Raw genomic sequence first — 23606 nt, 5'->3', positions numbered from 1 at the left:
ATGAATGTTACCTCTGTAGGCCGGTACGATGCCTGATATTATCTCGTGCCAGCAAAACGATGAAAAATGAGAATAATTTATCATGCGTGATTTCCCGCAGTTTGGACAGGACGTTCACGTATTTACAAGTAGCGATGACTAAACACTAGTATAAGTTTTTGCGCATACATTGGCGCATATCGCAGTGAAATATGATAAAACAAATTGAGTTCGGTCATGATGTAAACGCATCAGCCCGACAATGATTTTATTGGCAAACACCTCTCGCACGGACAGAGTCAAAAATAATGATCCCACAGATCACCCAGGCACCCGGACTTGTTCAACCGGTGCTTAACTTTTTGGAAGCATTGAAGCAAAACGGGTTTACGGGCGATATCGCCACTGACTATGCTGATCGCCTGACGATGGCGACAGATAACAGTATTTACCAGTTATTGCCGGACGCGGTGGTTTTTCCCCGTTCGACGGCAGATGTGGCGTTGTTAGCCAGGCTGGCTGGCGACCCTGCATTCCTTGAATTAACCTTCACACCTCGTGGCGGTGGTACTGGCACCAATGGTCAGGCGCTGAATCAGGGGATTGTGGTGGACACGTCCCGCTATATGAACCGAATTCTGGAAATCAATCCTGAGCAAGGTTGGGTACGCGTAGAAGCTGGGGTTATCAAAGATCAGCTAAATCAGTATCTCAAACCATTCGGTTATTTCTTTGCACCGGAACTCTCCACCAGCAATCGCGCTACGCTGGGCGGCATGATTAATACCGATGCCTCTGGACAGGGGTCGTTGGCCTACGGCAAAACGTCTGATCATGTTCTTGGGTTGCGGGCCATATTGCTTGGCGGCGACATGCTCGATACGCAGGCCATGCCAGTAGCGTTGGCTGAACAACTGGCGAGAGAAAATTCTCCGCTCGGTCAGATTTATCATACCGTATTGCATCGTTGTCGCGAGCAACGGCAATTTATCGTAGAAAAATTTCCCAAGCTCAATAGATTCCTGACGGGTTACGATTTGCGTCATGTTTTCAGTGATGACATGCAAACGTTTGACCTCACCCGCATTCTGACTGGGGCAGAAGGTACACTGGCGTTTATCACTGAGGCAAAACTGGATATCACCCGTCTGCCCAAAATACGGCGGCTGGTGAATGTAAAATATGACTCTTTCGATTCCGCCTTGCGTAGTGCGCCCTTTATGGTAGAAGCGCAGGCGTTATCGGTGGAAACGGTTGATTCCAAAGTGTTGAATCTGGCCCGGGAAGACATTGTGTGGCATTCAGTCAGTGAATTGATTGCCGATATCCCCGGTCAGGAGATGCTTGGCCTGAATATTGTGGAATTCGCTGGTGATGACGAAGCATTGATTGATACTCAGGTCAGTGGGCTGTGCCAGCGGTTGGATACATTATTGCATCATCGTGAGGCGGGCATTATTGGTTATCAGGTCTGCCACGATCTCGTGGGTATTGAACGTATTTACGCGATGCGTAAAAAAGCCGTTGGTCTGCTGGGGAATAGCAAAGGGTTGGCGAAGCCAATTCCGTTTGCGGAAGATACCTGTGTTCCACCGCAGCATCTGGCGGATTACATTGCGGAATTTCGTGCTTTGCTGGACAGCCATAACCTGACTTATGGCATGTTTGGCCATGTTGATGCTGGCGTGTTACATGTCCGTCCTGCATTGGATATGTGCGATCCACAGCAGGAGATCCTGATGAAGCAGCTTTCTGACCAGATTGTCGAACTGACGGCAAAATATGGCGGTTTGTTGTGGGGGGAACATGGCAAAGGATTCCGTGCCGAATACAGCCCGGCGTTCTTTGGCCCAGAATTGTATGATGAGTTACGCCGAATAAAAGCCGCGTTTGATCCGGATAACCGTTTGAATCCCGGGAAAATCTGTGCGCCCCTGGGTGTTGACGCGCCGATGATGACAGTGGACGCAGTTAAACGCGGGACTTATGACCGGCGTATTCCACTGACGGTACGTAGTGCGTTTCGTGGGGCCATGGAATGTAATGGCAATGGGCTTTGTTTCAATTTCGACGCCCGTAGTCCAATGTGCCCATCAATGAAAATTACCGGTAACCGTATTCACTCACCGAAAGGCCGGGCCTCGTTGGTACGGGAATGGTTGCGCCTGCTGACTGAGCAAGGTGTTGACCCGTTGGCCCTGGAACAGCAGTTATCGCAGCAGCGGATGAGCCTGCGGAGCTTGATTGATAAAACCCGTAACACCTGGTATGCCCGTCAGGGAAATTATGATTTCTCCCATGAGGTAAAAGAAGCGATGTCGGGATGCCTGGCCTGTAAGGCCTGCTCGACCCAATGCCCGATCAAGATTGACGTTCCCAGTTTTCGGGCACGTTTTCTACAGCTTTACCATACTCGCTATCTGCGTCCGGCTAGAGATTATCTGGTCGCGGGGGTGGAAAGTTATGCGCCATTAATGGCCCGTAGTCCCAAGACATTTAATTTTTTCCTGAAACAGCCGTGGCTTAGTGCCTTAAGCCGTAAATATATCGGAATGGTCGATTTACCACTGCTTTCATCGCCCTCATTGCATCAGGTATTTGCCGGGCATCAGGCAATGGCAACTACGCTGGAACAACTAGAACAGATGTCGCCGCAGATGCGGGCCGATTATGTACTGATTGTACAGGATCCCTTTACCAGTTATTACGATGCGCAGGTAGTGGCAGATTTTGTCCGTCTGGTGGAAAAACTGAATCTGAAGCCGGTTTTACTGCCGTTTTCCCCGAACGGTAAAGCTCAGCATATCAAAGGGTTCTTGCAGCGTTTTGCTAAAACAGTCACGAAAACCGCAGAGTTTCTTAATCGGGTTGCTCGCCTGGATTTGCCTATGGTTGGTGTCGATCCGGCGCTGGTTTTATGTTACCGGGATGAATATCGGGAAGTGTTAGGAGATAAACGCGGTGATTTTCAGGTGTTGCTGGTTCATGAATGGTTAACGGACGTTCTGGCTGATAAAGCGCCTCAGCCCTTGAACGGTGATCCTTGGTATCTGTTTGGCCACTGTACGGAAACAACGGCGTTGCCGGTTAGTACACAGCAATGGTCGGCTATTTTCGCCCGCTTTGGCGCGACGTTGGAGAATGTAAGTGTCGGGTGTTGCGGCATGGCGGGAACCTATGGCCATGAGAGCAAGAATCTGGTCAATTCACAGGGAATTTATGGCTTGTCATGGCAACCGGCTTTGCAACGATTACCTCAGCAGCGTTGCCTTACCACAGGATACTCCTGTCGCAGTCAAGTGAAACGGATGGAGGGCAGCGGTTTGCGGCATCCTTTACAAGCATTGTTGGAGTTAGTGTGATGTTGTGGAAAAGAGATATCGATCTGGTGCAGTTTAACCAGCAAAGTATGGGTTGCATGTTGGGACACTTGGGGATCCGCCTGACACATATTACGGATGATACGCTGGAGGGCATTATGCCGGTGGATAACCGAACCCAACAGCCATTCGGTCTGTTGCATGGTGGGGCGTCAGTAACACTGGCAGAATCACTAGGATCGATAGCGGGTTATCTATGCACGGAAGGTGTTCAACAGGTGGTGGGCGTTGAAATTAATGCCAATCATCTGCGTGCGGTTAGTGAGGGAGAAGTGCGCGGCGTTTGCCGTGCGTTGCACGTGGGCAGAAGACATCAGGTCTGGCAGATAGATATCTTCGACCCAGTAGGTCGACTGTGTTGTTCGTCACGCCTCACCACGGCGGTGCTTACACCGGATGAATAAGCCTTCCACCTGGCCTATTACAGTTTAGGTAAACGCACGAAAATATTCGGGATGCCTACGGAATGGGCGCTCTCTGGGTAATCATGGTCATGTTTCTAGCATCATTGATCTCTTTAACCAACCCCGATGATGTATTTTTATCAATCCCCGCAAGTGATGGCCGTTATCGCCATATTTCTGACTTAATTTCACCATTCTCATACCAGTCAGGTGATAATGTTTGAGCTGATCAATACTGTCGTTAGATCGATTTAACAGTAATTCAGCCATATAGAATTCCAACGTGGCATGACGGCGTTTTCGTCCATGTTCATTAATATGCTCGCTGCCAGGGGCTAAAACTGAACATTCGAGTGATCCCCTTCTGAGTCTGTTTTCTATATTCCTCCTCTTATCATGTTTCACAGACCTAATAATTATCGGTAGTCGGTATTATTTTTCCCTGTTTATAAAATAGGTATTGTCTATGAATACTGTGATTTTTACATGAAAATTCGAACTATTAAAGTGAGTCATATGCGCGATTATTCTAATTTTTTATTATTAATCAATGAATTATTTTCTATGGTGTTAGAAGTCAATGGCTTGTCATGCTGGCAGAAGACTTTCCCATCACCGGGATAAAACTGTGGCTGGATCAAAGCCCCAAAGATCACGTGGTTGAAGCAATAATCATTATCACTAATGATTAGGGTAGTGCAGCGTGAAATGGGAAACAGAGATGAATGAGGTAATCCCAATGCAAGCGGACGATAAAGTAGAAATGTTTTCACTGGCGGAGAATGCCTGGCAAGGATTGACTCTAACGGAAAGTGCGGCATCCCATATTCTGAAGCTGATGCGGCAGGGACGTGAGGTACAGGGTATACGACTTGGCGTTAAGCCATCGGGATGTGCCGGTTTTGGTTATGTTCTGGATCTGATTCATCAACCCAACGCAGGCGATCTGGTGTATGAGCGTGATGGTGCGCGGTTGTATGTACCGTTGGAAGCGATGCCTTTTATCGATGGTACTGAAGTGGATTTTGTCCACGAAGGTTTGAATCAGGTATTTAAATTCACCAATCCAAAAGCTCAGCATGCCTGCGGGTGTGGAGAAAGTTTTGGCCTCTAAACGGTGATGCGATCATGGCACGTAGTAACGTAGAAGTATCCGATGATGTCCAGACAAGGATCGAGGATGGACGCTACAAAGAAGGTTTTTTCACCGAACTGGCCACGGATGAACTGGCTCGCGGTATTAACGAACATGTGGTACGGGCTATTTCCGCCAAGCGTAATGAACCTGAATGGATGTTGGCGTTTCGGCTTAATGCTTACCACGCCTGGCTGGAGATGGAAGAGCCCCACTGGTTGAAAGCGCACTACGATAAGCTTGATTATCAGGATTACAGCTATTACTCGGCACCATCCTGTGGCGATTGTGACGACAATTGCAGTGCTCAACCGGGTGCCATTCAGCACTCCGGGACTGACGAGACCAACATATCGTCGGACCCAAAAAATTACCTCACTACCGAGGTGGAAAATGCGTTCGAGCAACTGGGTATTCCGGTGCGGGAAGGCAAGGATGTCGCGGTAGACGCGATATTTGACTCGGTATCTGTTGCCACCACTTATCGGCATGAACTGGCGAAACAAGGCATTATTTTCTGCTCATTCAGTGAAGCAATTCAAGAGCATCCGGATTTGGTACGTCAGTATCTGGGGAGCGTAGTACCGTCCAACGACAACTTTTTTGCCGCCCTGAATGCGGCGGTGGCTTCCGATGGAACCTTTGTTTATGTGCCGAAAGGTGTCCGTTGTCCAATGGAGCTTTCTACCTATTTCCGCATTAATGCCGCAAAAACCGGCCAGTTTGAGCGGACGATTTTGATCGCCGATGATGATAGTTATGTCAGTTATATTGAAGGATGCTCCGCACCAGTTCGTGATAGTTATCAACTGCATGCGGCGGTAGTGGAAGTGATTGTCAATAAAAATGCCGAAGTGAAATACTCCACGGTACAGAACTGGTTCGCTGGTAAGGACAGTAAAGGAGGGATCCTTAACTTCGTGACCAAGCGAGCACTGTGTGGTGGAGAAAATTCAAAGATGTCCTGGACGCAGTCAGAAACCGGGTCGGCGATCACCTGGAAATATCCAAGTGTGATTCTACGCGGTGATAACTCGGTTGGTGAGTTTTTCTCCGTGGCATTAACCAGTGGTCATCAACAGGCGGACACCGGGACCAAAATGATCCATATCGGTAAAAACACCCGTTCAACCATTATCTCAAAAGGAATTTCGGCCGGGCATAGCCAGAATACCTATCGTGGCTTGGTGAAAATCATGCCAAGTGCGACCAATGCCCGCAATTTTACCCAGTGTGACTCGATGCTGATAGGTAGTGATTGTGGTGCACACACTTTTCCGTATGTGGAAGTGAGAAACAATACAGCCCAACTGGAACACGAAGCAACGACATCCAGAATTGGTGAGGATCAGCTGTTCTATTGCCTGCAACGTGGCATCAATGAAGATGATGCTATCTCCATGATTGTAAATGGCTTCTGTAAAGATGTGTTTTCTGCGTTGCCGCTGGAGTTTGCAGTGGAAGCACAGAAACTCCTGGCGATCAGCCTTGAACATAGCGTGGGCTAATGCATTAGTGGCTCCGTCACGGCAACGGAAATGGCACTCCGGTGCACATAATGATGAGCGTCAGCAATCAAAAGACGCCAGAAGGATACAATATGTTAAGTATCAAAAGCTTGAGAGTCAGTGTCGAAGAGAAAGAAATCATCAGAGGGCTGAGTCTGCATGTTAAACCAGGAGAAGTCCATGCCATCATGGGACCAAATGGTTCCGGGAAAAGCACCTTGTCTGCAACGTTGGCTGGACGAGAAGATTATAAAGTGACTGCCGGTTCACTGTATTTCAAAGGCAAGGATCTGTTGACGTTGGCACCGGAAGATCGCGCCGGAGAAGGCATCTTCATGGCTTTCCAATATCCGGTGGAAATTCCTGGCGTCAGCAATCAGTTTTTCCTGCAAACCGCGGTCAACGCTGTGCGTAAATATCGTCAGCAGGAACCGCTGGACCGTTTTGATTTTGCTGATTTCATTGAAGATAAAATCCAGCTGTTGAAGATGCCAGCAGACCTGCTGACACGTTCAGTAAACGTGGGGTTTTCCGGCGGTGAGAAGAAACGGAATGATATTTTGCAAATGGCGGCACTGGAGCCGGATTTATGTATTCTGGATGAAACAGATTCCGGCCTGGATATTGATGCGTTGAAGATTGTCGCTAATGGTGTGAATACACTACGTAATACTCAGCGTTCATTCATTATTGTTACCCACTATCAACGCATTCTGGATTACGTCAAACCTGATTATGTGCATGTGTTGTCTCAGGGACATATTATTAAATCCGGCGATTTCTCATTGGTTAAACAGTTGGAGGAACAAGGCTATGGCTGGCTTACCGACCAACAATAGTAGCAAACCGCAGCACGTTATGCAGCAGTGGCAGCAGTTGTTCGACACGGCTGCGCCGCGATCTCCCGAGGCCGAGCAACACTGGCAGCAGGTACTGCGGTTAGGGCTGCCACATCGTAAGCTCGAACAGTGGAAATACACGCCGTTGGATAGCTTATTGTCTCATGTATTTACTGTGCCGACGGTTCGTTTCATCAATCCAGGGTGGCGAAACATGCTGGCTCTGCCTGTCGACAGCTGGTGTCTGGTATTTGTTGACGGGGTGTTTAATGCGATGTTGAGTGATGTGGCGTGGGGGCCTTACCAGATAGATATAAAGCCGGCTGGATCGTCCTTGTCATTGTCTGTCGCTATTCAGCCCGAGGTTTTCCTGCATCTGACAGAAAGCCTGGCGATGTCAACTACGCTTATCCATCTGCCTGCTGGCGTGCAAGCAGATAAACCGCTCTATTTGTTACACATCAACAGTAGCGGTGATACCTCGGCTTTGAATACGGTTCATTATCGACATCACCTGAGTGTCGGTCAGGGGGCCAGTGCACAGATTATCGAACATTATGCCAGTCTGGATGAAGGGGCACATTTCTGTGGTGCACGCTTAACTATTGACGCAGGGGAAAACAGTCAAGTAACGCATTACAAGCTGGGATTTGAGTCGCCAGCCAGTTATCACTTTTCCCATAATGATCTGTTACTGGCACGTGCGGCGCAGGTGAGCAGCCATGGTTTTCTATTAGGTGCCGGACTGACGCGTCATCACACCAGCGCCCAGATTAACGGTGAAGGCGTTAATCTGGTGATGAATAGTCTGGTCTTGCCGGGTGGTAATGAAGTTTGTGACACTCGCACCTATCTTGAACATAACAAAGGCCATGGCGAAAGTCGCCAGTTACACAAAACCATCGTGCGTGATCGTGCCCGTGCCGTATTCAATGGCACGATTAAAGTGGCGCCTCAGGCGCTGAAAACCGATGGAAAAATGACTAACAATAACTTGTTGCTGGGTCGTCTGGCCGAAGTCGATACCAAACCACAATTGGAAATTTATGCTGATGATGTGAAATGCAGTCATGGGGCTACGGTGGGGAGAATCGACGAGGAGCAGCTATTTTATCTGCGTTCACGTGGTATTAGCGGGCGAGACGCACAGCAGATGATTATCTTCGCGTTTGCTGCGGAATTGACGGAAGCGATTACGGATGAAGTATTGCGTGATGTGGTAGTAAATCGCATTGCGCTTCGGTTGGAAAATACAATGGGAGGCGCTGCATGAGTTACCCCATTGAGCGAGTGAAAGCTGATTTCCCTGTGCTACAGCAGGACATCAATGGTCAGCTTCTGGCCTATCTGGATAGTGCCGCCAGTGCTCAGAAACCATTGACCGTTATCGAGCGGGAACGGGATTTTTATCTGCATGAGTATGCGGCAGTACATCGCGGCATACATACGTTAAGCGCGCATGCCACCAGCGCGATGGAAGGCGTCAGAGCACAGGTGGCTGCGTTTATTAACGCGGAGTCCGCCGAGGAGATTGTGTTCGTCCGTGGCACGACTGAAGCGATTAATCTGGTGGCAAATAGTTATGGCCGTACCTTTTTTCAACCCGGTGATAACCTGATCGTGACCGAGATGGAGCACCATGCCAACATTGTACCTTGGCAAATGCTGGCAGCGTCTCACCAACTGGAAATTCGCGTCCTGCCGCTAACCGTCGAGGGTACGCTCGATATGGCGAAATTGCCTCTGTTATTGGATGAACGCACACGCCTGGTAGCGGTGACACAGGTTTCCAATGTGCTGGGGACGGTAAATCCGGTCAGTGAGATTATCCGGCAGGCCAAAGCAGCGGGTGCGAAAGTGCTCGTCGATGGGGCTCAGGCGGTGATGCATCAAGTGGTGGATGTTCAGACGATGGATTGTGATTTTTACGCTTTCTCTGGTCATAAAATTTATGGACCAACGGGGATCGGCGTGTTGTATGCCAAAAAACAACTGTTGCAAGACATGCCGCCATGGGAAGGGGGCGGGGCGATGATCAGGCAGGTCAGCCTATATTATGGTACCACCTATGTTGATGCGCCCTGGCGGTTTGAAGCTGGATCACCGAATACGGCGGGTATTATGGGGCTGGGTGCAGCGTTGAATTATGTTACGACCCTGGGACTTGAAGCTGTCCACGTCTATGAAACCGAATTGATGCAGTATGCTTTGGAGGCGTTAGAGCAAGTAGCGGATTTTACGCTCTACGGCCCGCGCCAGCGCCAGGGTGTGATAGCCTTTAATCTCGGTAAACACCATGCCTATGATGTAGGTAGCTTTCTGGATCAGTATGGAATAGCAATCCGTACCGGGCATCACTGTGCCATGCCATTAATGGAGCATTATGGTGTCCCCAGTATGTGCCGAGCCTCGCTGGCGCTCTATACTCAACGGGAAGACATCGACCGGCTGGTGGCTGGATTACAGCGTATTCACCGATTATTGAGCCGCTGAGCCGGTATAACGTCTGGAGATATTTATGACAATGCTGCCCGAGCCGCAAAAACTGATGCGTAACTTCCTGCGCTGTCATAACTGGGAAGAAAGGTATCTTTATATTATTGAGTTGGGGGTAGGTTTGAAACCGTTACCTGAGGCGTGGCGTCAGGATGAAAATGTTGTATCCGGTTGCCAAAGCCACGTATGGATTGTAGTGCGGCAGGACGAACAGGGACGCATTATTCTTCATGGTGATAGTGATGCGGCTATTGTCAAAGGGCTTATCGCCGTGGTGTTCAGTCTCTATCAAGGGTTGAGCGCGCAGGAGATCATTGCGTTGGACGTCCGTCCATTTTTTCAGGAACTGGCGTTGAGTGAGCATCTTACGCCTTCTCGCTCTCAGGGGCTGGAAGCAATATTACGCGCTATACGAAGCCGGATTTTACCATTGATCTGAACACTTACTCTGGCCGAATGATATTAATCACGTCAATGTAAAATATGAACATACGTGGGGATGAGGTTTCTGATGGTGCCATTCCTCGCGCCAAACTTTCGTATCTTGATCCTTTGGCGGATGGGGGTATCTAATATCAAGTTAACCTTAATTGCGTGAATTCATATTTCAGATTTCATCCCGTAGATCTTCTTCGGGGCAGCTTTTATCCTTGAGTATGAGATTTTTTACAGTATTGAATTATAATATATTGATTCAAATAAACAAAACCTACCCTTGTTATATTAATTCCGAAAAAGTGAGCCATGAAAATAATCGCTTAGTGGGTTAACTACCATTTTTTATATCTATCTTTGAGCAGTGGAACAGGAAATTAACAATGAAACACGCTTTTAAATTATTAACTCTATTCTTTGTGTCGTCCCTGGTGGGTATCTCAGTGGCGTGGGCGACAGAATATCCACTTCCACCACCAGGAAGCCGTTTGATTGGCGAAAATATTATTTATACCGTACCCAACGATGGCCGCCCTCTGGAAGCAATTGCTGCTGATTATAAGATTGGGTTGCTTGGGATGTTGGAGGCGAATCCGGGAACGGACCCTTATTTGCCGAAGGCGGGAACCACATTGATAATTCCGACACAGATGCTGCTGCCGGACGCGCCGCGTGAAGGTATCATTATCAATCTGGCTGAGCTGCGCTTGTACTATTATCCCAAGGGCAAGGATACGGTAATTGTTTATCCTATCGGCATTGGTCAGTTAGGGCGAAGTACCCCAGTTATGGTCACCCGGATCAGAGAAAAACATGAGAATCCTACTTGGACACCAACGCCGAACATTCGTAAGCGCTATAAAGAAGATGGCATCATTTTACCGGCAGTAGTCCCAGCTGGTCCGGACAATCCGATGGGATTATTTGCCTTACGGTTGGCTAAAAGTGGCGGGGTTTATCTTATCCATGGAACCAATGCCAATTTTGGCATTGGTATGCGTGTCAGTTCTGGTTGTATCCGTTTACGTCCTGATGATATCAAGGCATTGTTTAATGCTGTACCAGTAGGAACTCAGGTGCGGGTTATCAACGAACCTATCAAGGTGGCGGTAGAACCGGATGGTAAGCGCTATATGGAGGTACATCAGCCACTGTCCAGATCGGATAAAGATGACCCACAAACCATGCCGATTGCTCTTAGCAAGGACGTGAAGACGTTTATTCGCAACAAGGATACCGATGCAGGCAGTGTCTCTGCCACGATTGCTCGTCGTTCTGGTATGCCCGTATTGGTTAATGTTGGACAGCAGATTCACGACTTTCAGTTACCGCAGACGACAGGCGCTGCTGCACCTATTTCTGCCATCAGTCCATCACGGTAAAATTAAGGTAAAAAAATGGCGCACAATGTGCGCCATTTTTTACTCAACCAATTCGATTACTTTTTGTAAGTACGAACTTGGTTGTCCAGACGCTGGTTAGCACGAGCTGCGTCATCTTTAGCAGCCTGTACGTCAGAGCGGATTGCATTCACATCAGTAGCCAGTTGATCAACTTTGCTGTTCAGAGTCTGAACATCAGTAGACAGTTGATCGATTTTAGCATTGGTAGAGCAACCAGCCAGCAGAGTAGAACCCAGAATTACCGCGCCCAGTACCAGTTTAGTACGATTCATTATTAATACCCTCTAAATTGAGTTAATCTCCATGTAGCGTTATAAGTATTACACAAACTTTTTTCTAATGAGAATAAATTTTTGATGGGAAGATGCTTAATTTTGACTGTTCGCTCAAAGAACCAGCGAGTTTCACTGGCAGATTAAAAAAAGTAAATAAAACAGCAAGGTTATATCAGATAACTCTGAAGTAGAGCCACTCCAATATATCAATTAAGTATAACTAAAATGGCAATAAGTTAGCTGGCTCATGTAATTGGAAAATAAAAAAGCGTCCCGAAGGACGCTTTTTCGTATGGGTTTTCATTACCGGCTTTATTACAGGCGCTGCACAGATGCGGTATTGGTGGTGCCACTGGGAACCAATGCGCCAGAAACCATCACGACAACGTCGCCTGGTTGTGCAAAACCACTGCTCAGGGCCGCTTCTTTCCCAATGCGATAGAAATCATCAGTTGAGGCAATTTCTTTCACCAGCATAGTTTCGATGCCTTTGCTCAGCAATAATTGGCGGGCGGTGATTCCATTGGTTGTCAGCGCTAGAATGCGGGCGTTAGGAAAGTATTTACGCACGGATTTAGCTGATTTACCACCGTTAGTGGCAACGACGATTAATGGCGCTTCCAGTTTTTCAGCGGTTTCCACTGCACCACGACATACCGCTTCCGTAATGCGCAATTTGCCCTCGTTGTGCAATTTTTCCAGACGGGGCTTCATCACTCTATCGGTACGTTCACAGATGGTTGCCATGATAGTCACTGATTCCAGAGGGTATTTACCCTTGGCGCTTTCTCCAGACAACATCACGGCATCTGTACCATCAATAATCGCATTGGCAACATCGCCAGCTTCAGCACGGGTTGGGCGTGGATTCTTGATCATGGAATCCAACATTTGTGTTGCTGTGATAACCACTTTACGAGTTTCGTTACATTTTTCGATCATCATTTTTTGCGCGAAAATCACTTCTTCTACTGGGATTTCCACACCGAGATCACCACGTGCAACCATGATACCGTCGGACGCTTCCAGAATTTCATCAAAGTTGTTCAGGCCTTCCTGATTTTCGATTTTAGAAATGATCTGGATATGTTCCCCTCCATGCTGTTTCAGGTGGGCTCGGATCTCTTCTACATCAGAACGTTTACGGATAAACGATGCGGCAACGAAATCAACACCTTGTTCGCAGCCAAAAATCAGGTCGCGTTTGTCCTTTTCTGCCAATGCGGGTAACTGAATAGATACACCTGGCAGGTTAACGCCTTTGTTTTCTCCCAGATCACCATTGTTCAGTACTTTACAGATAACTTCATTACCCTTGATATCGAGCACTTCCATACCGATAAGGCCGTCATCAACCAGTACGGTATTACCTGTTTTCAGGTCTTCGGTAAATCCGGCATAGGTCACGGCAACACGGTCTTTGTTGCCAATAACACTCTGCTCGGTGGTGAACGTGAAAATCTGGCCGGCAGTCAGAGAGACGTCGGCACCATTTTCCAGCTTCATGGTTCGGATTTCTGGACCTTTGGTATCCAGTAGAATGGCGGCTTTGTTACCGGTTTTTTCCGTGATGGCCCGTAGGTTCTTAATACGCTGGCCATGTTCAGCATAATCACCATGGGAAAAGTTGAGGCGCATTACATTCATGCCTGCACTGAGCAGCTTGCCCAGCATTTCCTCTGATTCGGTTTTGGGGCCAATGGTACAAACGATTTTGGTCTTTTTCATAATGGTTAGTTTCTACAAGTTGTGATGGATAAAAAATATGTGAGCCGGTGGCTGATAGTGCTAATCCCCCGGGATAGATACGGTTGGCGGTGATTCTGACAGCTAAGTATAGGTGGTGACAGCAATGAGAGAATAAACGAGTATGTGACAGGATATTGCCCGGTCATGTGAAGTGATTTTATTGATGATAGTGGCACGTTAATTAGCTGAAACCATTCAATGAAACGACGTTCCGTATTATAGTTGTTAGATGGGGAGAAACAAGCCAGATGAAGTGATGATAACGCATATTTTAGTGCGTTTACGCAAAAAAATGTGCGATTTGTCATTTTTACACAGACTTGTTGCGCAACTGCCTGAGAAAAACTTATTGTGGTGCAAACGAACCAATCGCCGGTTTGGCTAATTGTGTGAAACAGGTCAACTGGATAGATAAAAATGAGAACAGATGTGAAATGCTTGTATTTGTGTCGATCTCTATCACGTTTCTGTGTGTTGGATATTGAGACTACGATGGCAAATGGTAGTTTATATACATACAGGATTGTTACTGCACTCGGCAGGCAAGACCAGATGTTCGCTTCATAGCGGGTATCTGGTTTTTTTGTTTTCAGAGCGTGAAAAATGAAGATAGCCAAAATACTTAACAATAATGTCGTCACCGTTATAGATGAACATCATAGTGAGCAGGTGGTGATGGGGCGAGGGCTAGGTTTCAAAAAACAGATTGGGGATGATGTAGATAACACACTGGTTGAAAAGGTATTTGAACTTCGTAGTAGTGAGTTGACCTCCCGTCTCAGTGAACTGCTGGCTGGCATTCCGCTGGAAGTCATCACGACAGCTGACAAAATCATCACTCTGGCCAAGACGCGATTGTCGGGACAGTTACAAAACAGCATCTATATTTCATTGACTGATCACTGTAATTTTGCCATCGAGCGACATAAGCAGGGCGTTGATATACGTAATGTTCTGCTGTGGGAAATCAAGCGGGTTTATCAGAAAGAGTTCGCGGTAGGCTTGGAAGCATTGGATATTATTGAACAACGTCTTGGTATCCGTCTACCGGAGGATGAAGCGGGGTTTATTGCTTTGCATCTGGTCAATGCTCAGTTGGATAGCCACATGCCTGAAGTTATTCAGATTACCAAAATCATGCAGGAGATTCTTAATATTGTTAAATACCAATTGAATATTGACTATAACGAACAGGCTTTCAGTTACCATCGATTCGTTACCCATTTAAAGTTTTTTGCGCAGCGAGTAATGGGACACAATACGGTATTCAGCAATGATGAGTCTTTGCATGATGTGGTAAAAGAGAAATACTCACAGGCATATCACTGTGCCGAGAAAATCCAGAGTCATATTATCCAGCAGTATTGTTACACGCTGACTAAAGAAGAGTTAATGTTTTTGACAATTCATATTGAAAGAGTCAGATCTGAATTATTGGAAAGCCAATAGACATAGTAGGAATGTATGCTGTAAATCACAAATCAGTGATTATTGATGAGAATAGACTTGCTGTTGAAGTAAAAATAAGTAGTCTATATTGAAAGCGTAAAAACTGGATTGTTACTGTATTCACCACTTGAAGAATACAGGCAAAACCTAAACCACCTTTCTTAGTGCTGGTAGCATTTAGAAAGGTGGTTTAGGTTTTTTTTTGTCTCAAAAACAGTGGTCGGATATCTGATGTTATCCGGTTTTACCTGTGAAGTTACTGAGTATTGAGGATTGTCAATGAAATATAAAACGTTAGCCAATGAGATAATTGAAGGTGTCGGAGGACTCGGTAATATCAATAGTGTATTACATTGTGCTACACGCCTGCGTTTTAAGTTAAAGGATAATAATAAGGCGAATGCTACTGCACTGAAGAATAATCCCGGTATCATTATGGTCGTGGAAAGCGGCGGTCAATTTCAGGTAGTGATCGGGAATCATGTCAACGAGGTGTATCAGGATTTGATCGGAATGTCTGGCGTTCAGAGTTTATCTGATGCAAGTCGCGATAATAGTGGCGATGACACAACAAAGGAGAATATCATTTCCCGGTTGATTGATGTCATTTCTGGTATTTTTACCCCATTTATTGGCGTAATGGCAGCATCAGGGATTTTAAAAGGATTTTTAGCGCTCAGTCTAGCACTGGGATGGATGTCAGATAAGGATGGTACGTATAAAATATTATTTGCTTCCAGTGATGCCTTATTCTATTTTTTCCCCATTATTTTGGGATATACGGCCGGTAAAAAATTTGGTGGTAATCCATTTGTCTCTATGGTAATTGGTGGAACATTGGTACATCCTTCAATGATTGCTGCTTTTAATGCTATGCAAACGGCAGGATATCACCCCCTCCATTTTTTGGGGATACCAGTCACCTTTATTAATTATAGTTCATCGGTTATTCCAATTATTTTTGCCAGTTGGGTTTCCTGTAAATTGGAAAAACCACTTAATGCATTTTTACATGTCAATATTCGTAATTTTTTCACACCGTTACTTTGTGTAATGATTACTGTCCCTTTAACATTTTTATTGATTGGGCCTACGGCAACCTGGTTGAGTCAAATGCTGGCTAGTGGCTATCAGTTACTTTATGGCTTTAACTCATTGTTGGCCGGGGTATTCATGGGCGCTATCTGGCAGATATGTGTAATCTTCGGGCTGCACTGGGGGTTTATCCCCATTATGCTAAATAATCTCAGTGTAATGGGACATGATACATTATTGCCATTACTTACCCCGGCGGTATTAGGCCAGGCAGGAGCAACATTAGGAGTATTACTACGTACCCGTGATATGAAACTGAAAGGCATTTCGGGATCAGCACTTTCTGCGGCCATTTTTGGTATCACTGAACCTGCGATTTATGGTGTCACATTGCCATTACGTCGCCCTTTCATCTTCGGGTGTATTGGAGGCGCTATCGGCGCAGGAATTATGGGTTATTTCCATTCCACCACTTATTCCTTTGGATTCCCTAGCATCTTTACTTTTACCCAAATTATCCCGCCATCAGGAATTGATAGTAGCGTATGGGCCGCCATTATTGGTACAGCAATCGCTTTTGTGTTTGCCGCCCTCGCTACCTGGCTGTTTGGCGTAAAAACGGCACAACGTGAAACTGCCCCTGCTACTGTAGGATCTGTTCAGTCATCTTCAACACCATCTGTGACGAGCAATGGACGCCAGCAAACAATTATGAGTCCGATACAGGGTAAGGTGCTGCGGCTGGATCAACTCAGTGATCGTACTTTTGCCAGCGGTCTGATGGGAAAGGGCATTGCCATTAAACCAACGGAAGGACAATTGTTTTCGCCAGTGAATGGCACTGTTGCATCATTTTTTAAAACCCATCATGCCATTGGCTTGTCCACCGATGAGGGTGCAGAGGTTTTAATTCATGTTGGTGTGGATACGGTGAAGCTGGACGGAAAATATTTTACGCCGCATGTCAGTATTGGTGACGTAGTAAAACAGGGGGATCTGTTGCTGGAATTTGACTGCCTAGCTATTGAACAGGCTGGTTATGACACCACAACGCCCATGATTATTACCAATAGCGATGATTATATTGACATCTTGCCCGTCGCTAGCGGTGACATTACCGCGAAAATACCATTATTAGTATTGGTTCGCCAAGAAAACGATATTCAGATCAGTCCAAGGGAGGAACAGAAATAATGAGCCATCATTTTCCAGAAACATTTTTGTGGGGCGGAGCCGTTGCTGCCAATCAGGTTGAAGGTGCATATTTAATCGACGGAAAAGGGTTGTCGACTTCTGATGTACAGCCTCAGGGTATATTTGGCGAAATCATTGAGCGCCAGCTTGGGGACAGTGGAATAAAAGATGTCGCTATTGATTTTTATCATCGCTATCCGGAAGATATTGCGTTATTTGCCGAAATGGGATTTAAATGTTTGCGCACATCGATTGCCTGGACGCGTATTTTTCCTCAGGGAGATGAAGAAACACCCAATGAAGCTGGCCTGGCATTTTATGATCGATTATTCGATGAAATGTCTAAATATGATATTCAGCCTTTAGTGACACTGTCTCATTATGAGATGCCATATGGTTTGGTCAAAAATTATGGTGGTTGGGGTAATCGTAAAACAATTTCCTTTTTTGAACGTTATGCCAGAACGGTATTTTCACGCTATAAAGATAAAGTGAAATTCTGGCTTACGTTTAATGAAATCAACGTGGCGCTGCATGCACCCTTTACCGGTGTTGGCTTGCCTCCCGAGAGTAGTAAACCAGATATTTATCAGGCAATTCATCATCAATTGGTTGCCAGTGCAAAAGCAGTTAAGGCCTGCCATGAAATTATTCCGGATGCCAAAATCGGTAATATGTTACTCGGGGCCATGCTTTACCCTTTGACCTGTAAGCCAGCAGATGTAATGGAGAGTCTGCAACAAAACCGAGAATGGTTATTTTTTGGTGATGTACAGGCGCGAGGTGCTTACCCGGCGTATATGACTCGATTTTTTAGACAAGCTGGTATCACGTTGAATATAACGCAAGAAGATCGGCAAGCATTAAAAGAAACAGTCGATTTTATTTCGTTTAGTTATTATATGAGCGGCTGTGTCACGACCGATGAAGATTATCGCCAAAAAGCACGTGGCAATATATTGAATATGGTGCCAAATCCACATTTGAAAAGTTCAGAATGGGGATGGCAAATTGATCCGGAAGGATTGCGATACCTATTAAATTTCCTTTATGATCGATATCAGAAACCATTGTTTATTGTTGAAAATGGGCTGGGAGCTAAAGATAAACAAGAAAATGATGGTTCGATTAACGATGATTATCGCATTCAGTATTTGAATGATCATTTGGTCCAGGTCGGTGAGGCGATTGATGATGGTGTCGAGGTATTAGGTTATACCTGCTGGGGACCGATTGACTTGGTCAGTGCATCAAAAGCAGAGATGTCAAAACGATATGGATTTATTTATGTGGATCGAGATGATGTAGGTAATGGAAGTCTAACGCGATATAGAAAGAAAAGTTTCTTCTGGTACAAATCGATTATCGCCAGTAATGGTAGTGCATTAATCCGTTAACTTAATCTTTTCCTGCGGATATAACTTATCCGCAGAATTGTATTTTATCTGGCATATTTAGGCTAGAGGGCTAAATACGCTTGTAGCGTACAGGTTATTTCCGTTCAGGATGGTCCACTGGATCACAAGGTTCACCGAAATCTTGGGCAATAGGATCGCTTGGTAGGTTTACCCAGACCAATAAAAATCAAACTGGCACAAAATTCACTGAATCTGGTTATAAAGCCACCTTGTTTCACACAATTAAAGTCGATACCAGCATGCTTAGTTCACGACCAGAAATCCGTTTCTATGGCACGTATTTAAGAGCGCTGGATAATGAACGGGATGCATTTACATTTCCAGATACAAAAAAAGATCAATTTACTGTAGGTATTCAAGCGGAAGTGTGGTGGTAGTCGCTGTTTAATTAATAGTATTTGCTACTTATGTATATCAGTTATTTTTCAAGTTGCAGATACATTGCCTTCGTTTACTCCATTGAATCACTTATCTGGGTAAATTTATTGTAATTCTTATGTTTTCTGCTTTCTGCGACTCGAAATCTGTTGGGCATGGTATGAAAAATATGAGGGTTGATTTAATGAAAATGACAAAAAATAGTGTGTATCTGCTGATATCCAGCTTGTGTCTGTTTTCTCCATTGAGTGCCAACGCGTTTCCAAAGGGGATACCGGCGTTCCCGCGCTCTGATGTGGTTTCGACGCGCTATCTGTCGCAAGTAAATGCGGATAAAAGCATTACATTCCGGCTATTTGCACCTACGGCGAAAACGGTCAGCGTAATTACCGGCGCTACACCAGAATCCTGGGTAATTCATCCCATGGTCAAGGATGAATTGGGTGTGTGGTCTTTCCGTACGGCACCACAGTCCCCTGATTTGTACGAATATTTTTTCAATGTTGATGGTTTCCGTAGTATTGACACTGGGTCGTCCACACCAAAACCGCAGCGACAGGTGAATACCAGCATGATTCTGGTTCCTGGCAGTATATTGGATACCCGGCAGGTACCTCATGGTGATTTGCGAATCATTACCTATCATTCATCGACGTTGAAATCAGAACGTCAGATGTATGTCTGGACACCACCAGGATATAGCGATTCAGGTAAACCACTGCCGGTACTCTATTTTTATCACGGTTTTGGTGATACCGGAGATTCGGCGGTTGCCCAGGGGCGCATCCCCCAAATTATGGATAACTTACTGGCAGAGAAAAAAATAGTGCCAATGCTGGTTGTGATTCCGGATACTGAAACGGATGCGGCCAACGCAATACCAGAAGATTTTGTGCCGCAGGACAGACGAAAGGTTTTCTATCCTCGCAATGCAGCAGCTGCGGACAACGAACTGATGCATGACATTATTCCACTGATCAGCCAACGGTTTAATGTTCGTCATGATGCCGATGGTCGAGCACTGGCAGGTTTATCTCAAGGGGGATATCAGACGCTGGTATCTGGCATGAGCCACATTGATTATTTTGGCTGGCTGGCTACCTTCAGTGGTGTAAGCACAACCACTGTTCCTAATGCTAAAGTCTCTGCACAACTGGCGAAAGCGCAGCAAGTTAATCAGCAATTACGTAATTTCACTGTAGTGGTGGGTAGTAAGGATAGTGTCACCGGGAAGGATATCGCTGGTTTGAAAAAGGAATTGGAGCAGAAAGGGATGAAGTTTGATTACACCGTTTATCCCAATCTGGGGCATGAAATGGATGTTTGGCGACCGGCTTACATAATGTTTGTTCAGAAGATATTTAAATAATATTTGATACCAACACATAATTAGTGCGGCCCCAAGAAGTGAACAGCGGGATTCATAATGAATAATGAAATCACTATGGGTTTGCGTTATGCAATAGCCGATATTTTATTAATGGCTGTTACTTTCGGGGCCGCAATGGTAATAATGAAAGTTAGAGTAGATGACACATCGGTGTCGTACATCTCTTTGAACGTGGGGATAATCTCACTCGTGATCATGCTTTTGGAATACAGAGCCAAAACCTGGCTGTTCATTTCTGTGATACGTATTTGATTTTTCTTTATCAGTTGCGGTTTAGTGGTGTCTTCACAGCCACGGGGCACTCGTAGGGCAACTGGCGGACTATGCGCAGTTTTATGGATTACAGGCTCCGACGATATTTTTTATTCATGAAAGGCTGTCGCAGGTTATTTCACACATCAAACGCTATCTATGATCTACAGACGCCAGCGAAAATCTGTGAAATAAGAATTGGTACGACCGAGTGGACTCGAACCACCGACCCCCACCATGTCAAGGTGGTGCTCTAACCAACTGAGCTACGATCGTATACTAGGAATGGTGCGTTCTAATGGACTCGAACCATCGACCCCCACCATGTCAAGGTGGTGCTCTAACCAACTGAGCTAAGAACGCATTTTCAAAACATTGCCACCAGAGTAGCGGCGGGGACGAATATTAACGGGCTATATCGCCGCTGGCAAGGAGAAAAACATAAAAATTGTCTGCTTACCAGTCTGATTGTCGAGCTTATATGCAGTACGCCGTTTTTTTCGTCACACCTTCTGTTTTATCGTGATGCGCGAGTTAGGATCAGGGATGCAGGCTGTTGTTGTAACCAACGGATGCGCGTTACCATCATGATGGCTGAGGATGTCAGCCCGATAATGAAGCCGCACCAAAAGCCGGCAGGTCCCATTCGGGGAACAATTAGGTCGGTCAGTGCCAATGCATACCCGCTGGGTAATCCTAATATCCAGTAGGAAACAAAGGTAATGAAGAAAATAGAGCGGGTGTCTTTATAGCCACGCAAGACACCGCTACCAATGGTTTGAACGGCATCAGAAATCTGATACACCGCTGCCAGCAACATTAAGTGTGATGCCACTGCAACGACATCTGGATTTTTGTTATAGAGCATGGCAATGGGTTCACGCAGTGTGATAGTAAAAATAGCGGTGCAAATTGCCAGCACAATTCCAGATGCAATACTGGTGTGGGCCGCGACACGAGCATCGGCTACAGAGCCCTCGCCCAGTCGATGTCCGACACGGATGGTAGCCGCAACACCGACGGAAAGCGGTAGTACAAACATTAGCGAACTGAAGTTGAGGGCGATCTGATGGCCAGCGACATTCACCACACCCAGTGGGAGTACCAGCAGGGCAACAATGGCGAACTGCGTGACTTCGAACAGCATTGCCAAAGCAATAGGTAAGCCGAGTCCCCACAGTCGCTTTAACGCCTGCCAGTCTGGTCTGAGTGCTGAATGGTGTTGGCGGATATCCCGCAGCCAACTGGCCTGGCGAGTATAAGCGGCCAACAAAAGCATCATAATCCAGTATACGGAAGATGTCGCCACACCGCAGCCTACGCCACCCATTTCAGGCATACCCAATTTACCGTGAATAAAGACATAGTTAATCGGGATGTTAACCAATAACCCGATGAAACCAATAGTCATTCCCGGTTTCGTTTTTGACAACCCCTCACACTGACCGCGTAAAACCTGATAAAACAGATATCCTGGCACACCCCATGCCAGAGCATGAAGGTAATCAATTGCTTTCTCGGCCAGTTCCGGCGGGCCATTGTGCATCAAGTGGATTACATACTGCCCCTGATACAGAACTATCATGGTGACAACAGAAATGGCACTCGCCAGTAAAAAAGATTGCTGTACTTGATGAGCAATGCGATTTCGCCGTCCAGAGCCGTTCATTTGCGCAACGACAGGCGTTAGCGCCATCAGTAAGCCATGGCCGAATAAAATGGCTGGTAACCAGATGGACGTTCCTACCGCTACTGCGGCCATGTCGGTTGCGCTATAAGAACCCGCCATAATCGTATCGACTACGCCCATTGAGGTCTGGGAAACTTGCGCAATGATGACAGGAATCGCCAGCGTTAATAATTGACGCGCCTCCGACAGATACTTCTGCACGAACACACCTTCCTAATAGGATCGATAGATATCTCAACCAGAGAGAAAGACAATCATCCTTTTTTACATAAAAAGAGCGGGCATTGTAACGATTTATCAGCAGTAAACCAATGAATTACCATTTCTCCTGTTCTATTGCGATTATGTCGCAATGCCGGAAAATGCGCTGATTCAATAGCGCTTTTACTCGGTAATCAAGTTTGGTTTTCTTTTTAATATCGTGCAAACTGCCTGGATAATGTTGGAATCAAGTTGGTATTAATGTATATGGTCCGTTGACACTGCATTTTTTAAACGAATTTAAGAGGCACTCCGCATGTTTACCGGTATTGTTCAGGGCACGGCTCCTGTTGTGTCCATTGATGAAAAAACCAATTTTCGCACGCACATTGTTCAATTTCCGCCTGAAATGTTATCAGGGCTGGTGCCAGGCGCATCTGTTGCTCATAACGGTTGCTGTTTGACCGTGAGCGCGATTGACGGGGCGCGAGTCAGTTTTGATTTGATGAAAGAAACACTGCGTTTGACCAATCTCGGTAACTTGAACGTAGGTGATTCAGTCAATTTAGAGCGCGCTGCCAGGTTCGGTGATGAAGTCGGTGGGCATGTTATGTCGGGTCACATCATCTGTACGGCAGACATCGTTAAAATTCTGACCTCGGAAAATAATCACCAGATCTGGTTTCGAATGTCGGATGATGCCTTGATGAAATATGTATTACACAAAGGGTTCATTGGTATTGACGGTATCAGCTTGACTATTGGTGAAGTTACTCGCAGTCGTTTTTGCGTGCATCTTATCCCTGAAACGTTAAACCGGACTACGCTGGGGCAAAAACGGTTGGGTGATCGTGTGAATATTGAGATTGATCCACAGACACAGGCGATCGTGGATACGGTTGAGCGTGTATTGTCGAATCAATCTCACCGTCAACAAGATCCGGCCACAGAAGCAACAGAATAAAATAGTGTGGCCGTCAGCATAAAGCTGGCGGC

At 46.1% G+C, this 23606-nt stretch carries 18 protein-coding genes, 2 tRNA genes and 2 pseudogenes; 15 read left to right on the top strand and 7 right to left on the bottom strand.

Annotated elements, in window-relative coordinates; genetic code table 11:
* Positions 1 to 287 precede the first annotated feature (287 nt).
* Positions 288 to 3341, top strand: coding sequence for an FAD-binding and (Fe-S)-binding domain-containing protein (locus tag PCO85_12400; protein WJV52058.1), 3054 nt, complete (start codon positions 288 to 290; stop codon positions 3339 to 3341).
* Positions 3341 to 3763, top strand: a complete 423-nt coding sequence (locus tag PCO85_12395; GenBank protein ID WJV52057.1) for a hotdog fold thioesterase — start codon at positions 3341 to 3343, stop codon at positions 3761 to 3763. Before PCO85_12400 ends, PCO85_12395 begins: the two co-directional genes overlap by 1 nt.
* A gap of 87 nt (positions 3764 to 3850) precedes the next feature.
* Here PCO85_12395 and PCO85_12390 read toward each other — a convergent pair whose 3' ends face one another.
* Positions 3851 to 4033 carry a hypothetical protein gene (locus tag PCO85_12390; GenBank protein WJV52056.1) on the bottom strand — a complete coding sequence of 61 codons (183 nt, stop codon included), beginning with the start codon at positions 4031 to 4033 and terminating at the stop codon, positions 3851 to 3853.
* A gap of 469 nt (positions 4034 to 4502) precedes the next feature.
* Between PCO85_12390 and sufA the strand changes: the two genes are divergently transcribed.
* From sufA to PCO85_12355, 7 genes are all read left to right on the top strand, one after another.
* On the top strand, positions 4503 to 4877 hold the full coding sequence (sufA, locus tag PCO85_12385) for a Fe-S cluster assembly scaffold SufA (GenBank protein ID WJV56075.1): 375 nt from the start codon (positions 4503 to 4505) through the stop codon (positions 4875 to 4877).
* A 14-nt stretch (positions 4878 to 4891) separates the two neighbouring features.
* Positions 4892 to 6406: a Fe-S cluster assembly protein SufB gene (gene sufB / locus PCO85_12380; GenBank protein WJV52055.1), complete on the top strand. Its 1515-nt coding sequence runs from the start codon at positions 4892 to 4894 to the stop codon at positions 6404 to 6406.
* A 92-nt stretch (positions 6407 to 6498) separates the two neighbouring features.
* Positions 6499 to 7245 (top strand): Fe-S cluster assembly ATPase SufC, encoded by a 747-nt coding sequence (gene sufC / locus PCO85_12375; protein ID WJV52054.1) that lies wholly within the window; start codon positions 6499 to 6501, stop codon positions 7243 to 7245.
* Positions 7220 to 8518, top strand: coding sequence for a Fe-S cluster assembly protein SufD (gene sufD, locus PCO85_12370; GenBank protein ID WJV52053.1), 1299 nt, complete (start codon positions 7220 to 7222; stop codon positions 8516 to 8518). The genes sufC and sufD overlap by 26 nt, the downstream gene beginning before the upstream one ends.
* The gene (sufS, locus tag PCO85_12365; GenBank protein WJV52052.1) at positions 8515 to 9738 is read left to right on the top strand and encodes a cysteine desulfurase SufS; all 1224 of its coding nucleotides are present in this window, start codon (positions 8515 to 8517) and stop codon (positions 9736 to 9738) included. Before sufD ends, sufS begins: the two co-directional genes overlap by 4 nt.
* A 25-nt stretch (positions 9739 to 9763) precedes the next feature.
* A complete protein-coding gene (sufE, locus tag PCO85_12360) occupies positions 9764 to 10180 on the top strand; it encodes a cysteine desulfuration protein SufE (GenBank protein WJV52051.1) in 417 nt (138 codons plus the stop codon).
* A gap of 379 nt (positions 10181 to 10559) precedes the next feature.
* A complete protein-coding gene (locus tag PCO85_12355; protein ID WJV52050.1) occupies positions 10560 to 11558 on the top strand; it encodes a L,D-transpeptidase family protein in 999 nt (332 codons plus the stop codon).
* A 56-nt stretch (positions 11559 to 11614) separates the two neighbouring features.
* Here the strand turns inward: PCO85_12355 and PCO85_12350 are convergent, their stop codons facing one another.
* Together PCO85_12350 and pykF are read right to left on the bottom strand one after the other, a co-directional pair.
* Positions 11615 to 11851 carry a major outer membrane lipoprotein gene (locus PCO85_12350; protein WJV52049.1) on the bottom strand — a complete coding sequence of 79 codons (237 nt, stop codon included), beginning with the start codon at positions 11849 to 11851 and terminating at the stop codon, positions 11615 to 11617.
* A 318-nt stretch (positions 11852 to 12169) separates the two neighbouring features.
* Positions 12170 to 13582 (bottom strand): pyruvate kinase PykF, encoded by a 1413-nt coding sequence (gene pykF, locus PCO85_12345; GenBank protein ID WJV52048.1) that lies wholly within the window; start codon positions 13580 to 13582, stop codon positions 12170 to 12172.
* 624 nt (positions 13583 to 14206) lie between these two features.
* Here pykF and bglG point away from each other — a divergent pair.
* From bglG to PCO85_12320, 5 genes and pseudogenes are all read left to right on the top strand, one after another.
* On the top strand, positions 14207 to 15052 hold the full coding sequence (gene bglG / locus PCO85_12340) for a transcriptional antiterminator BglG (protein ID WJV52047.1): 846 nt from the start codon (positions 14207 to 14209) through the stop codon (positions 15050 to 15052).
* Positions 15053 to 15331: 279 nt separating this feature from the next.
* Positions 15332 to 17281 carry a PTS beta-glucoside transporter subunit IIABC gene (gene bglF, locus PCO85_12335; GenBank protein ID WJV52046.1) on the top strand — a complete coding sequence of 650 codons (1950 nt, stop codon included), beginning with the start codon at positions 15332 to 15334 and terminating at the stop codon, positions 17279 to 17281.
* Positions 17281 to 18678: a 6-phospho-beta-glucosidase gene (gene ascB, locus PCO85_12330; GenBank protein ID WJV52045.1), complete on the top strand. Its 1398-nt coding sequence runs from the start codon at positions 17281 to 17283 to the stop codon at positions 18676 to 18678. Before bglF ends, ascB begins: the two co-directional genes overlap by 1 nt.
* 158 nt (positions 18679 to 18836) lie before the next feature.
* A pseudogene (locus tag PCO85_12325) lies at positions 18837 to 19076 on the top strand (carbohydrate porin).
* 185 nt (positions 19077 to 19261) lie between these two features.
* Complete coding sequence (locus tag PCO85_12320; GenBank protein ID WJV52044.1) at positions 19262 to 20446, top strand: alpha/beta hydrolase-fold protein; 1185 nt, start codon at positions 19262 to 19264, stop codon at positions 20444 to 20446.
* Between the two features lie 152 nt (positions 20447 to 20598).
* On the opposite strand, the pseudogene PCO85_12315 reads toward PCO85_12320, so the two are convergent.
* The 4 genes and pseudogenes from PCO85_12315 to PCO85_12300 all read right to left on the bottom strand — a co-directional run bounded on the left by PCO85_12315 (position 20599) and on the right by PCO85_12300 (position 22610).
* Positions 20599 to 20766 (bottom strand): annotated as a pseudogene (locus PCO85_12315) (hypothetical protein).
* A gap of 152 nt (positions 20767 to 20918) precedes the next feature.
* A tRNA-Val gene (locus PCO85_12310) sits at positions 20919 to 20995 on the bottom strand.
* Positions 20996 to 21005: 10 nt separating this feature from the next.
* Positions 21006 to 21082 (bottom strand) — tRNA-Val (locus PCO85_12305).
* A gap of 154 nt (positions 21083 to 21236) precedes the next feature.
* A complete protein-coding gene (locus PCO85_12300) occupies positions 21237 to 22610 on the bottom strand; it encodes an MATE family efflux transporter (protein ID WJV52043.1) in 1374 nt (457 codons plus the stop codon).
* Positions 22611 to 22926: 316 nt separating this feature from the next.
* On the opposite strand from PCO85_12300, the gene PCO85_12295 reads away from it, so the two are divergent.
* On the top strand, positions 22927 to 23574 hold the full coding sequence (locus tag PCO85_12295; GenBank protein ID WJV52042.1) for a riboflavin synthase subunit alpha: 648 nt from the start codon (positions 22927 to 22929) through the stop codon (positions 23572 to 23574).
* Positions 23575 to 23606: the final 32 nt, after the last annotated feature.

Origin of the sequence: Prodigiosinella aquatilis (genome assembly GCA_030388725.1) — a bacterium.
In the GTDB taxonomy this organism is placed as follows: Bacteria; Pseudomonadota; Gammaproteobacteria; order Enterobacterales; family Enterobacteriaceae; genus Prodigiosinella; species Prodigiosinella aquatilis.
Note: the sequence above shows the minus strand (reverse complement) of the source record. Positions and strands in the feature narration are given on the sequence as shown.